This window comes from Nioella sp., from assembly GCF_964229645.1.
GTDB lineage: Bacteria > Pseudomonadota > Alphaproteobacteria > Rhodobacterales > Rhodobacteraceae > Nioella.
The window spans coordinates 1-13718 of sequence record NZ_CAXREX010000321.1 but is presented as its reverse complement, the minus strand read 5'-3'; the positions used below and the strand labels follow the sequence as shown (position 1 = coordinate 13718).

Genomic DNA, 13718 nt, shown 5'->3' with positions numbered 1-13718 from the left:
GACATCCGCGTCGCCGGCAAAGCGAACCCGCGCCGTATCGAACAGGTTGCCATGCACCCTCGAGCCGAGGCGGCGAGACAGCCAGGGCTCGAAATTCTCGAACAGGTCGTTGAACCCGTGAAACACGGAATAGGGCGCGGCTGTCTTGCCATTTTCCCAGTCGGGGTTCGGGAATCGGCTGTGCATGTACATCCCGGCGCGGCCCCGCGTTCGCCGTTCCAGCGCCTTGGCAAAAACCCGGTCGATCTTGCCCGGCGCAGGCTCGGCCATCACGGTGCCGCGGTCCTGATCGGTCAGGAAAGTATCATAAAGCCGATTGGCCCTTGGCCAAATCTTGCGGGCCACGAAGCAGTCGGACCGGCGCAGCAGGTGCAGGTGATCGTCATAGAACACGTGCGGCTTTCCCTGAAAGTCGAACTTGGAGAGGGTCAGCGATCGGCTCTCGATATGGGTCGAGTACTTGCGCACCAGCGTCTGGTAATAGCTTTCATCCGGGATCCAGACCAACTTGAAGTAGCGATCATGCGCCGTGCGGGCGGGATCCTGCAAAATGGCAGACAGCGTCTGACGCGTCAGGCACCACCACTGGCTGCCAAGATGTGGCACCAGACCTTCGGGTATATTGCGGGTAAAGCCGAACCGGCGCTGCAATTCTACATAGCCATCGAACAACCGCCGGTGCCGTTTCCACGAGAATGGGAAGCGAAGCTGGAACCGCTCCGCATGCAGGCCATCAACCGTCCATTCCACATCTTCGGTTGTCACGCTTTCAATGAAATCGGTCCGTGGCCGAGCGGCCAGATAGGCTTTCAGCTCTTCCACCGGTCGCAGTGGCAGGCAGGATCCACTGGCCAGGAAGACGTGGCGAACCTTGGGAAATTCGGCCAGCATCATCTCGGATGCGGTCTGCGACGCCGCGACAAGCGACCAGGTGCCCCATTCGCATTTGTGCCGCCCGCAGAACTTCACGTTGGGCAGGTCTGCCAGGTCATTCCTGAGCCCGATGAAGGCCTTGTCAGATACACGTTTGTCGACGTGGATCACGACGGGGCACTCACGTTCTGCCCAATGCCGGGCAACTTGCGCCGCGCGGTGCAACGCCGTGTGGCAGAGCATGACGAAGCCAACACTCATGCCCAGTTCCCCTTGGACATGAGACCCAGGATTTCCAGCTGCCGCCAGTTGATGTAGCGTTCGGACCACTTGCACCAAAGGTTCGGGTCCTGTTGCAGGCCGGCAGCATAGGCCTTGTATTCATGGCTGTTCGCGTAGTGCTGCTTGCGTTCCAGCTCTTCCCTGGCTTTGTGCGTGAAGGTGTCGAGGAACTTCGCATGCAGAAGAACGCCCGACGCCTTTTCGCCCCCCCATTCGTCGAAAACGAGGTTCAGCCCACGCGGCAGCAGCATGTGGGTCGAACTGGCGAAGGCGTAGTGCTTTTCCCATTTGACCAGGGGGATCTTGTTCAGTGCAGGGGCCCGCTCCGGCTTGTCCGGGAAGAAGAGCCTCGCGCGAGGCCCTCCCTGAATCCAGAGATTTCCGAACTCCCAGTTGCGGTCAATCATGTAGTTTCCGCTGTCGAACCAGCAGGCGATATCGAACGGGTTCTGCCCCTCGGCATAGGGCTGTGCGGTGATCGGCCCCTTGGGATACATGTCCAGCAGCATGGCCCCGAAACTCTTGATCGAGCTGCTTTCAAGCCAGTCGGTCAGCGCAGGGATCGGTCTCGTGTCGCAGAAGGGATACAGCAGGAATTCATCCGGATCGACGACGACACACCAGTGACCTGACCCGTATTGGCGCAACAGGGCATTCAGCCAGTCCATGCCAAAACGGGATCGCTTGTAGCTGGCGGGTGTCGTCCAGACCGAGCAGTCCTTCTGCGCGGACAGGTATTCGCGCGTGCCATCCGTGCTGTCGTTATCGACGAAGACGAAATGTGCCACTCCCCGTTCGCGGTAGTATTGAAGGAAGTAAGGCAATCGGATGCGTTCGTTGCGCAGGGTCACGAAGCAAAGAACATCGCTGGGACGGATCATATCTGTGCGATCCGCGACGAGCAGCAACTCGCGCGCTTTGCGCCAGGCCCTGACAAGGAACCTTTTCCGTTCGAGGCGCAGCTTATAGCGCTGAACCACCTTCATGCTCTCGTCCCTTACTCGATCGCGCGAAGTGCCCGCGAGACCGTATCGAAATGCGCCTGCCACGTCGGAAGATCGGGGCTTTTTTCTGGCTCAAGCGCCAGGTTAGCCTTCGATCGTTTCATTATTCTTTCCGACCAAGAATAGAGATCGTTTGGGTTCAGGTAAACGGCGCAATCGTTAAGGGTTTCATGCAGGACCGGCAGGTCAGAGCAGATCGGAAGAACGCCCAAACGCAATGCCTCCAACGGCGGGTAACCGAAGCCTTCTGCAAAGGTCGGAAACAGCAGCCCATGGGCCCCCTCCAGAAGGGTCCGGACCTGACCATCGCTAAGATCATTGTGCTCGAAAATCGCGATGCCGCGCAGCGGGTGCCGGTCGAGCCGGTCAAAAAAGTCCTGGCTGGCCCACCCGCGATTTCCAGCGATATGCAGATGTGGTCGATCATCCTCTGGCAAGGTCTCCCAGACATCCAGCAGCAGCTGGTGGTTCTTGCGCGGCTCAATGGTACCAAGGGTCACGAAACGGGGAGTTTTAGTTTCTATTTCAGAGGGAAGGGGGTGTTTTTCTACAAGGTGTGGCATCCCCAGATGCGCAACAACGCGCGCAACGTCTTCTGGCAGGTGCGAGGAAAGCTTGTCCCGCGTATCCGCTGAATTGCAGATGACAAGGTTGGCGTGATCTGCCGTCGCCCTGATCATCGCCTCGAAATGCGGGGTGATCTCGGGACGCGAGAACTCCGGGTGCTCCAGCGGGATGAGATCATGCAACAAGACCACGACCCGAAGATCCGCATTGGCACGCACCGCGGCAAGGCAATCCGCGCTGAGGTTGCTGTGTCCGACATTGAGGTAAACCGTGCCTTCGCGCAGGTTCTGCGACATGACGCGGAACAGGTTGGGATGCAGGCACCGGTCCAACGCATGCCGCCGCAGCAGGGCCTCGGCCCGATGACGCGGGTTATCTCCTTTACCTGTTAGACGCGACAGCAGGTCTGGCCTGGGCCACGGATCGTGTCCATCGAGCGCGGCAAGGAAGGCCTTGGCGCCTTCCACTCCAAACAGGATATACCCGCGTGATGTTCGCACCAAGAACCGCGACTCCGGGTCAGTGTCCAGAACCCAATCGGCATAGGCCCGCTCAACCCGGTCCACCCCCGTCAACGGCCCGCGCCCGACGCGGGACAGTAGCCGCGTCAGGTCCAGGCAAAGGGCAAGGTCACCCATGCGGGATTACTGGGCTGCCTTACGGGTCGCCATCATGCCTTCGAGGAATTGCGAGAACTCTCCGCTCAGCTCTTCCCGGGCGAGGCCAAAGGCGACAGTTGCCTGCAGGAAGCCTGCCTTGGATCCGCAATCGTAGCGCTGACCGCGGAAGCGATAGCCATAGACATTGTCCGAGTTTTCGATCTCGGCGGCAATGGCGTCGGTTAGCTGGATCTCACCACCTGCGCCCGACCTAGCCTTGTTGAGGTTGCGCATCACGTCTGGCGTCAGGATATAGCGGCCAATGACGGCCAGGTTCGACGGCGCATCGGCAACGGCCGGCTTTTCGACCATGCCCTTGACCGACACCACGGAGCCCATGTCTTCCTTGATGTCCAGCATCCCGTAGGACGAAGCCATTTCCGGCGGAACTTCCATCGCTGCAACCATGTTGCCGCCGATTTCGGCATGGGCTTCGACCATTTGCTGAAGGCAGGGCTTTTCGGCTGCGATCACGTCGTCGGGCAAGATCACCGCGAAGGGCTCGTTGCCCAGAAGGCGTCGCGCACACCAGACCGCGTGACCAAGACCTAGAGCCTTGTTCTGGCGCATGTAGGCGATCTCTCCCGAGTCCATGTTGGTAGATTTCAACGTCTTGAGAAGCTCGGTTTTTCCCTTCTTTCGAAGGGTGTTTTCGAGCTCAGGTGCAACGTCGAAGTAGTCTTCCAGCGCGCTCTTGCCGCGGGCGGTGACAAAGATGAACTCCTTGATGCCGGCAGCGCGCGCTTCGTCGATCGCATATTGAATGAGGGGCCGGTCGACCAGCGTCATGATCTCTTTCGGGATCGATTTGGTCGCAGGTAAAAAGCGGGTCCCTAGGCCCGCAACGGGGAAAATTGCTTTTGAAACTCGTTTCATATCTTTCACTAGCCTGGTCTTGAGTGCTGTGAGTGTCTCACAGGTACCTAGTCGCCAATCGTGGCAACATTTTCACCATAAACTGCTTATTTCATGCTCGCCATGGCTTATGTGCCCTCTCCTAAGCTCAATTCCAGCGAATTCTGTGAAGTCTGCCCGTTTCCATTCGTATGCGCTGATCAAATGACCAATAGGAGAAGCGCGGGCTGTCCCTTTGGGTACGTCCGAAGAGTCCCCCGGATTGCAGCCAGACGCCGTCTGGCGTGAACTGGACGCGGTGCGCCCGAATCGTGTGGTCGAGCAAGAACAGGCTTGTAGATCGGCCGGATGAAGCCGCCCGGCCTGCCTGGTTCATCAAGTTGCGCCTACTAAACCATCTCCCCGCCAGAACCACGGGTTCGTCTGAAGGTTTTGTCAGAAGCGGCCTAAAAGACGCCGCCAGATCGCGCCGGAGAAAACTCTCTTCAACTTGATCCTGATCGCGCTGCAAGCCATCAATCAGCGTATTGAGCAGCCTTGCGGCCTCGTCCTTGCCAATTAGGCGCGCACGAACCAGCCGGTCCAATCGCCGCTGCTGCTCAGCACGTGCCACGCCCACTGCTTCCGCGATGTCGCCGGGCCTTGCATGCTTGTGCAGGTATCGAACCGTGCTCGCCCCAATGTCGGACAGATCGAGCGGCACCCGTGCCTCGGTTCGGCGGTTGCTGGCGGCAAACCCATGGTGAACGGTCGCCAGGGGGGCAATGGCCGTTCGGTATCCGTGGGTCATAAGACGGAAGGCGAGGTCTGTTTCGTCCAGGTAGAACCCGAAACCCTCATCGAAGCCGCCCAGCGCAAACAGCACCTCTCGGCGGATGGCCATATTGGTGCCTTCCAACTTGATCGCATGATTTGCTGGAACGCCATCGGGTCCAACCTGCTGCGCCTGCCCATGCGCATCGACGCAGCGATTGGCCCATTGGATGCTGATGCCGTTCCGCCCAAGAACGGTTCCGGTGGTGGCGGCAGTATCAGTCTCTAACAAGGGAAAAATGAGGTGATCCAGCCAGGTCGGTTCCGGCACCGCGTCATCGTCGATGAAGGCCAGAACTTCGCCGGAAGCAAGCTCGGCCCCGCGATTGCGCGCCGCCGAGATATTCGGCGCTTCCTGAGTGGCCGTCTTGATACGATCATAAAACGGCAGGTCCGAAATGGCGGCTAGGCCTTCTGCATCTGCGATAACGACCAGCTCGAAGGGACGATAGAAGAGCTGACCAATTCCTGTCAGCGCGCGGCGCAGCAGGGCGGGACGCCCATGGCTGACGACGATGACGCTGACGGGGGGACGTGCAGTCAAGGCGCCCCCATATCCGCCAGCATGGTTTCGATCCTTGGCACGTCCTCGGGGTTGTTCAACTCCCAAAATTTTCGGCCCCTGGCCTCGACCTCAACGCACAGGACGTTGTGCCCATTTTCCAAAAAGCGAAGCTGTTCCAGGCCTTCCAGCGTTTCCAATGCCCCCACTGGCCATGTGGGATAGGCTGACAGCGCATCGGGTCGGTAGGCGTATACGCCGACGTGGTGAAACACCGGCGTCGGTTCGTCCCGCTGATAGATGCGACCCGTGTAAGGAACCACTTCCTTGGAAAAGTAGAGAGCATGACGGTTCACATCGAAAACCGCCGTGGTGCCGCCAACGCGGCCCGCATGCCGGTCGGCCATCAGCGCCGAATGCGTTTCCCCATCACAGCGCAGCACCGGAGTAGCAAGCGCGGCATCAGGCGCGCCCTTCAGCCCATTGATCAGGTCCTCCAGAAACCAGGCGGGGGTCAGCGGCGCGTCGCCTTGCAGATTCACCACCATCTCGACATCATCGCCCAGAAGGCCAAGCGCCTCGGCGCAGCGTTCGGTGCCGTTTCGGCACGTCTCCGATGTCATCAGCACTTCGGCCCCGAAAGCCTGCGCCGCATCGCGAATACGATCATCATCGGTGGCGACATAGACCGCATCCAGCCCGTCGACCTCCTGCGCCGCCAGCCAGCTGCGCTCGATCAAGCTTCGGGAAACGCCGGTGGCGCCTTTCAGCTCGGCAAGGGGTTTACCGGGGTATCGGGAGGACGCATAGCGCGCCGGGATGATGCAGACGGTGGTCATTCAGCCAGCCTTGAGATCGACGCCCGGGGCATGGGCGATGAAGAAAGGGTTTTCATATCCGGGTTTACCATAGGTGAAGACCGAGTGATCGTCGAACCGGATCACCTGGCCGCCCGCACCACGCAGAACGGCATCCCCCGCGGCGGTGTCCCATTCCATCGTTCGCCCTAGCCGGGGGTAGAGATCGGCCTCTCCCGTCGCCACGAGGCAGAACTTGAGCGAGGAGCCCGCACTTTTCATGTCTTCGACAGAATATTTGGCAATATAGGCATCGGTCGCGGCATCGCGGTGAGACTTGGACGCAACCACCAAAAGGCCCGAATTGTCCGGTTTAGAGACGGAAATCGGCTTGACCGCGCCCTTTTCATCCAGGTTGAACGGCCCCACTTCCTCGACGGATCGACCATCCGCTTCCGTATAGAAGAGCCGCCCCTTGGCCGGTGCGTATACGACGCCACGCACGGGGATTCCGTTTTCGACATAGGCAATGTTCACGGTGAAATCGCCACGACGCTTGATGAACTCCTTGGTGCCATCCAGCGGGTCGACGATGATGAAGCTCTCGGCAGATTGCGTATGGCTGGCGGCCTGCTCCTCGGTGACAAGGGTCACCTCGGGGAACACGTCGGCGATCCCCGCAGAAATCAGCGCATCCGCCGCTTCGTCCGCTTCCGTCACCGGGCTGTCATCCGACTTCGCTTTCACCTCGAAATCATCGGCGTTGTAAATCTCCATGATACGTTCGCCAGCCAACAAGGCGAGACGCCGGAAAACACGTTCCATCAAGGGGTAATCCACACCAATCCTCCTTGGGAGTTTCATTGAAAATTCCTGTTTTTGCCGTTATCGTCGCCTATCAGTGATTGAGCAAGACTGCCCTGCGACAAAAGACGGGGCCGGCACGATCGAGCAGGTATCGGCGGTATTCGCATGAAGTTTAGGCAAACCACGCGCAAAACGACCTTCGGGATCATCCTGAACCTGGTCGAACTGACCTACACGTCTACGGTGCGAAAGGTGCGCCAGGCGCATGGCAACGCGATCATGGCCCTGGCCATGAACATGATGCAGGCGATCCTATTCATCGTGGCCTTCTACTTCATGTTCACCGTGATGGGCGCCCGCCGGATGATGATCCGGGGCGATTTCATGATCTACCTGATCACCGGGATCTTTCTCTATCTCACGCATATCAAGGCGCTTGGCGCAGTTCTGGGGGCCGAGGGGCCAACCTCGGCCATGATGCTGCACGCGCCGATGAACACACTGGTAGCCATTGCGTCCTCGGCACTTGCGTCTCTCTACATCCAGACCCTTTCGCTGATGGTGATCATGTTCGGTGTGCACACGTTGCTGAACCCGATCGAGATACACGACTGGGCCGGAACCCTGTTCATGTATCTTCTGTCATGGGCAACCGGATGTGCGGTGGGGCTCGTCCTGCTGGCGCTCAAACCGTGGATTCCCGACTTCGTGGGGATCATCCAGACGGTTTATGCCCGCGCCAATATGATCGCCTCGGGCAAGATGTTCGTGGCCAATGCTTTGCCAACAGCGATGATTGCATGGTTCGACTGGAACCCGCTGTTTCACCTGATCGACCAGGCGCGCGGCTTCACCTTCAACAACTATTTCCCTCATCACACGAATTGGCAGTATCCTATCTACTTCACCCTTGCCTTCGTCATGATCGGATTGATGGGCGATTTCTACACTCGGAAGCGTGCTTCCGCGAGCTGGATGGCCGGACGATGAAACCCTTTTTTCTATCTCTGTTCCTGTTCTTTTTTGGCTCTTTGGCCTCTGCCCAGGTTCATGACTACCCGGCCCTTTACAGCGTATCGGGCGTTGCCGCGTCAGACGTGCTGAATGTGCGCGCGGGTCCGGGAACCGAACACGCCATCATTGGCGGCTTCGGCCCTTTCGACACCGGGGTTGAGGTCGTGGGCACCACCGAGGATCGGCGTTGGGGACGTGTCATCTTCGGTGAAACCTCTGGTTGGGTGTCCATGCGGTTCCTGTCGCGCACAGGCCCTGATTGGAATGCCGGGCTTCCCGCGCCCCTCCACTGTTTCGGCACCGAACCGTTCTGGAGCTTTGAACGGCTAGTCGGCGGTGGAAATTTCGACAGCGTTACCGGGTCAGGCCCCGAACCTTTCGCCGAACTTTGGAGCGGCCCTGCCGCCGCGCGCGGTCCGCAAACCTTCGGAATGGTCCTCGACAGCGGAACCTCGACGATCAATGCCTTCATCCGACGCGGTATCTGCTCGGACGGGATGAGCGACCGGGACTACGGAATCATCGCGTATTTCCTGCGCCGCTCGCCACAGGGAACGGAGCTTCTGGAAGGCTGCTGTTCGCTATCGCGCTAGGACACCACTCGAAGCGTCAGGTTGATCCGCCCTCCTTTTGGCAAAAGCGTGCTGGATCCGAAGCGGACCCTATCTATGCCGTGATGCTTGAGCCGCGCTTTACCGCCCATCACGACCACGTCGCCCGAGCGCAACCAGACGCTCTCGGTCTTGCCGCCGCGTGTTTCGTTACCCATTCGAAAGAGCGCCTCATCCCCGAGCGATATGGACAAGACCGGACGTGAGAAATCCCCCTCATCCTTGTCCTGGTGCATGCCCATCCGAGCGCCCTCGCCATAGAAATTCACAAGGCAGCTATCGGGAAGCCGGTCAGATCCCGACAGGGCATTCCAGACTGTCAGGATGCTTTCGGGAATAGAGGGCCATGGGATGCCGGATGGATGGCGCGGCTCGTAGCGATAACCTTTGCGATCAGTCACCCACCCCAGGCGTCCGGCAGATGTCATGCGTACAGACATTTGCTGCCCGCGGGGGGTGACAGGGTGAAAAAGCGGGGCAGCCCGCACCACTGCGCGCACATCCGAAACCAGCGCGGCCTGATCCTCGGGATTCAGCCATCCCGGATAGATCTCGAAGCCCGCTATGTTCAGCTTTTCCATCTGCTTCACGCCCCATCCAAGCCGCAGCACGCAACCTTGCGTCAGATTCCACCCAATTCAAGGCTTTGGCCCGCTTGCAGCGGCCCTGACCCCCCCTTATATACCCTGCGAAGCTCGGTCGGGGGCACTCCTCCGGCCATTGGGATAAGGGGCCGGGGGCCGCAATCGGACCCGCCCCCTGAAACATCGCCTTGAGAAAGGGACCTAGAAACATGGCCAAAGTGATTGGTATCGACCTCGGCACCACGAACTCGTGCGTTGCCATCATGGACGGATCGCAGCCCCGCGTCATCGAGAACTCGGAAGGCGCCCGCACCACCCCCTCGATTGTCGGCTACACCGACGACGAGAAACTGGTTGGCCAGGCCGCCAAGCGCCAGGCCGTCACCAACCCCGACAACACCATCTTTGCCGTCAAGCGCCTGATCGGCCGCCGCGTCGATGACCCTGCGGTTGAGAAAGACAAGAACCTCGTGCCCTATGCCATCGTGAACGGCGGCAATGGCGACGCATGGGTCGAAGTCAAAGGCGAAAAGTACAGCCCCAGCCAGGTTTCGGCCCTCATCCTGCAAAAGATGAAGGAAACCGCCGAGAGCTATCTCGGCGAAGACGTGACCCAGGCCGTCATCACCGTGCCTGCCTACTTCAACGACGCCCAGCGCCAAGCCACCAAGGATGCTGGCAAGATTGCTGGTCTCGAAGTGCTGCGGATCATCAACGAGCCGACGGCCGCCGCGCTGGCCTATGGTCTCGACAAGAAAGACAGCAAGACCATCGCGGTCTATGACCTCGGCGGCGGCACCTTCGACATCACCATCCTGGAAATCGACGATGGCCTGTTCGAGGTGAAGTCCACCAACGGTGACACCTTCCTTGGCGGTGAAGACTTCGACATGCGCATTGTCGATTACCTCGCCGGCGAGTTCAAAAAGGAACACGGCGTCGACCTGACCAAGGACAAAATGGCCCTCCAGCGTCTGAAGGAAGCCGCTGAAAAGGCCAAGATCGAGCTGTCCTCGGCGACCCAGACCGAAATCAACCAGCCGTTCATTTCGATGGGCAAGGATGGGGCACCGCTCCACATGGTCATGAAACTGACCCGCGCCAAGCTGGAATCGCTCGTGGGCGACCTGATCAAGGCATCGCTCAAGCCGTGCCAGGCCGCACTGAAGGATGCGGGCCTGTCCAAGGGCGAAATCGACGAAATCGTTCTGGTCGGCGGCATGACCCGGATGCCCAAGGTAATCGAGGAAGTTTCGAACTTCTTCGGCAAGGAACCCCACAAGGGTGTGAACCCCGACGAAGTCGTTGCCATGGGCGCAGCAATCCAGGCCGGCGTTCTGCAGGGTGACGTGAAAGACGTTGTTCTGCTCGACGTGACCCCGCTGTCGCTTGGTATTGAAACGCTCGGTGGTGTCTTCACTCGCCTGATCGACCGCAATACGACGATCCCGACCAAGAAGTCGCAGATCTTCTCGACTGCGGAAGACAATCAGAACGCCGTGACCATCCGCGTGTTCCAGGGCGAACGCGAAATGGCCGCTGACAACAAGATGCTCGGCCAGTTCAACCTCGAAGACATCCCGCCCGCCCCGCGCGGCATGCCGCAAATCGAGGTGACCTTCGACATCGACGCCAATGGCATCGTGTCCGTGGGCGCCAAGGACAAGGCGACCGGCAAGGAACAGCAGATCACGATCCAGGCTTCTGGCGGCCTGTCGGACGACGACATTGACCGGATGGTCCGCGAGGCCGAGGAAAATGCCGAGGCCGACAAGAACCGCCGCGAGCTGGTCGAGGCCCGCAACCAGGCTGAAAGCCTCATCCACTCGACCCAGAAGTCGATGGAAGAGCATGGCGACAAGGTCGATCCGACCACGATCGAGGCCATTGAACTGGCCATCAAGGCGCTGGAAGAAACGCTGGAAACCGAGGACGCCGCCAAGATCAAGGGTGGCATCCAGAACGTGACCGAAGCGGCCATGAAACTGGGTGAAGCCATCTACAAGGCACAGATGGAAGAATCCGGCGAAGAGGCCCCCGAAGGCGCAGGCGAACCCGGCGGTGTCGATGATGACATCGTGGACGCCGACTTCGAGGATCTCGGTGACAACCGCCGGTCCTGATCGCGTGAACTGACCCGCGAGAGACCGGTCGAGGCTATCCTTGGCCGGTCTGCTCGTTTCAGGAAGGCAGCAACCCAATGGCAAAACGCGACTATTACGAAGTTCTCGGTGTCTCGAAGGGGGCTTCGGCGGAAGAGCTGAAAAAGGCCTATCGCAAGAAGGCCAAGGAACTGCATCCGGACCGAAACTCGGATAACCCGGATGCCGAATCCCAGTTCAAGGAAGTCAACGAGGCCTATGATATCCTGAAGGACGCCGACAAGAAGGCGGCCTACGACCGCTATGGTCACGCCGCCTTTGACGGTGGCATGGGCGGCGGCCCGAGGGCGGGCGGTTTTGGTGGCGGCCGTGGACAGGGCGATTTCGCCAGTGCCTTCTCAGACGTGTTCGAAGACCTCTTCGGAGACTTCATGGGCGGCCAGCGCGGGGGCGGCGGACGCCAGCGCGCCATGCGCGGTTCGGACCTGCGCTACAACCTGCGCATCACGCTGGAGGAAGCCTACCAGGGCCTTCAGAAAGCAATCACCGTGCCCACTTCGGTCACTTGTGGTGAATGCAGTGGATCCGGGGCCGAAGGCGGATCAGAGCCGCAGACCTGCCCCACCTGTTCCGGCATGGGCAAGGTCCGTGCACAGCAGGGTTTCTTTACCGTTGAGCGCACCTGCCCGACCTGCTCGGGGGCGGGTCAGGTCGTCAAGAACCCGTGCCGTGAATGCGGTGGCTCGGGCCGCAAGGACAAGGAAAAGGCCCTGTCCGTCAACATCCCCGCCGGAGTTGAAACCGGCACGCGCATTCGCCTGTCTGGCGAAGGCGAGGCCGGGATGCGCGGTGGACCTGCTGGAGATCTCTACATCTTCATCGAAGTGCAGGATCACCCGATCTTCCAGCGCGATGGATTGGACCTTTTCTGCCGCGTGCCCGTTTCCATGACCAAGGCCGCCCTTGGCGGCGAGGTCGAAGTGCCCACGATCGACGGCGGGCGCAGCCGGGTGAAGGTGCCCGAGGGGTCGCAATCGGGCCGCCAGATGCGGCTCAAGACCAAGGGCATGCCTGCCCTGCGCGGCCCCGGCCAGGGGGACATGTATATCGAACTGATGGTGGAGACGCCCGTCAAGCTGACCAGCGAGCAGAAAGAGCTGCTGCGCCAGTTCGAGGATTCCTGCGCCAAGTCGAACAACCCCAACGCCACGGGGTTCTTCGAGAAGGTCAAGAATTTCTGGGACGGCATGACAAGCTGACGAGGCACTTGCCGCCTTGAGAAAACGCGAAATGGCCCGCCGGATGTATTCCCGCGGGCCTTTTTTGATCAGTGTCCGATACGGCTGGCCGCCATTGCTGCCATGTTCAGGATGTCGTTCGCGGTAGAGTTGGTCGAACAGATCTGCACCGGGTGTTCCAACCCAGTCAGGATCGGCCCGATGATCGTCGCCCCCGCCATTTCCTGCATCAGTTTGACCGAGATCGAGGCGGAGTGCCGTGCCGGAACCACCAGCACATTCGCGGGCCCGGACAGCCGCGTGAACGGATACTGCGCCATGACATCCCGGTTCAGGGCAACGTCGACCGTCATCTCGCCATCGTATTCGAAATCAACGCCCCACTTGTCCAGAACCTGCGGCGCCAGATGCATCTTTTCAGCCCGCTCCGACACCGGATAGCCGTAAGTCGAGAAGCTGACGAAGGCCACGCGCGGCTCGATCCCCAGGCTGCGCGCGCCGGTCGCGCCCCTCTGCGCGATCAGGGCCAAGTCTTCTGCATCGGGCCATTCATGCACCAGCGTATCGCCGATCAGAACGATCTTGCCCTTGTGCATCAGCACCGTAACGCCAACGGCACCATCCTTTGCCGTCGCGTCGAATACATGGCCAATCAGACCCAGCACATGCGCCGATTTCCGCGTGGCCCCGGTGACCAGCCCGTCGCCATGCCCATGGGCCAGCATCAGTGACGCAAACACATGCCGATCGCGCGCGGCCAGCCGGTGAATGTCCTGCCGGTCGAAGCCCTTGCGCTGTAGCCGGTCGTAAAGGAACGACTTGTAGGCATCGAGATGCTGGGTATTGGCCGCGTTCACGATCTGCAGCTCGCGCACCGCATCGCCAAGACCCACGCTTTCCAGCTTCTGTTTCACATCCGCGTCGCGGCCAACCACGACCGCCTTGCCCATGCCATTGCGCTGGTAGGCCACGGCAGCGCGCAACACGCGAACATCGTCCCCTTCGGCAAA

General features: G+C 60.1%; 13 protein-coding genes. 4 read left to right on the top strand and 9 right to left on the bottom strand.

Going from position 1 to position 13718, the window contains the following annotated elements; all coding sequences use genetic code 11:
* The 7 genes from ACEQXV_RS19875 to cysQ all read right to left on the bottom strand — a co-directional run.
* On the bottom strand, positions 1-1134 hold a 1134-nt coding region (locus ACEQXV_RS19875), incomplete at its 3' end, for a beta-1,6-N-acetylglucosaminyltransferase (protein ID WP_370270614.1).
* Positions 1131-2141, bottom strand: a complete 1011-nt coding sequence (locus ACEQXV_RS19870) for a glycosyltransferase family 2 protein (RefSeq protein WP_370270613.1) — start codon at positions 2139-2141, stop codon at positions 1131-1133. The genes ACEQXV_RS19870 and ACEQXV_RS19875, both read right to left, overlap by 4 nt.
* Positions 2142-2152: 11 nt before the next feature.
* Positions 2153-3364, bottom strand: coding sequence for a glycosyltransferase family 4 protein (locus ACEQXV_RS19865; RefSeq protein WP_370270611.1), 1212 nt, complete (start codon positions 3362-3364; stop codon positions 2153-2155).
* Between the two features lie 6 nt (positions 3365-3370).
* Positions 3371-4261 (bottom strand): UTP--glucose-1-phosphate uridylyltransferase GalU, encoded by an 891-nt coding sequence (gene galU, locus ACEQXV_RS19860; protein ID WP_370270610.1) that lies wholly within the window; start codon positions 4259-4261, stop codon positions 3371-3373.
* Positions 4262-4388: 127 nt separating this feature from the next.
* Complete coding sequence (locus ACEQXV_RS19855) at positions 4389-5597, bottom strand: glycosyltransferase family 2 protein (protein ID WP_370270609.1); 1209 nt, start codon at positions 5595-5597, stop codon at positions 4389-4391.
* A complete protein-coding gene (locus tag ACEQXV_RS19850) occupies positions 5594-6394 on the bottom strand; it encodes a 3-deoxy-manno-octulosonate cytidylyltransferase (RefSeq protein ID WP_370251709.1) in 801 nt (266 codons plus the stop codon). Before ACEQXV_RS19850 ends, ACEQXV_RS19855 begins: the two co-directional genes overlap by 4 nt.
* Complete coding sequence (cysQ, locus tag ACEQXV_RS19845; protein WP_370251724.1) at positions 6395-7177, bottom strand: 3'(2'),5'-bisphosphate nucleotidase CysQ; 783 nt, start codon at positions 7175-7177, stop codon at positions 6395-6397.
* Positions 7178-7324: 147 nt separating this feature from the next.
* Here cysQ and ACEQXV_RS19840 point away from each other — a divergent pair, with 147 nt between their 5' ends.
* Positions 7325-8149, top strand: coding sequence for an ABC transporter permease (locus ACEQXV_RS19840; RefSeq protein ID WP_370251711.1), 825 nt, complete (start codon positions 7325-7327; stop codon positions 8147-8149).
* Entirely contained in the window at positions 8146-8766 is a 621-nt protein-coding gene (locus ACEQXV_RS19835) for an SH3 domain-containing protein (protein WP_370251713.1), read from the top strand. Before ACEQXV_RS19840 ends, ACEQXV_RS19835 begins: the two co-directional genes overlap by 4 nt.
* On the opposite strand, the gene ACEQXV_RS19830 is transcribed toward ACEQXV_RS19835, so the two are convergent.
* Complete coding sequence (locus tag ACEQXV_RS19830; RefSeq protein ID WP_370270608.1) at positions 8763-9365, bottom strand: alpha-ketoglutarate-dependent dioxygenase AlkB; 603 nt, start codon at positions 9363-9365, stop codon at positions 8763-8765. The genes ACEQXV_RS19835 and ACEQXV_RS19830 overlap by 4 nt on opposite strands.
* 212 nt (positions 9366-9577) lie before the next feature.
* Between ACEQXV_RS19830 and dnaK the strand changes: the two genes are divergently transcribed.
* Together dnaK and dnaJ are read left to right on the top strand one after the other, a co-directional pair.
* Entirely contained in the window at positions 9578-11491 is a 1914-nt protein-coding gene (dnaK, locus tag ACEQXV_RS19825; RefSeq protein WP_370251717.1) for a molecular chaperone DnaK, read from the top strand.
* A 77-nt stretch (positions 11492-11568) separates the two neighbouring features.
* Positions 11569-12729 carry a molecular chaperone DnaJ gene (gene dnaJ, locus ACEQXV_RS19820; protein ID WP_370251719.1) on the top strand — a complete coding sequence of 387 codons (1161 nt, stop codon included), beginning with the start codon at positions 11569-11571 and terminating at the stop codon, positions 12727-12729.
* A 68-nt stretch (positions 12730-12797) separates the two neighbouring features.
* Here dnaJ and ACEQXV_RS19815 read toward each other — a convergent pair.
* The coding region (locus ACEQXV_RS19815) for a phosphate acyltransferase (protein ID WP_370270606.1) at positions 12798-13718 on the bottom strand (921 nt) is incomplete at its 5' end.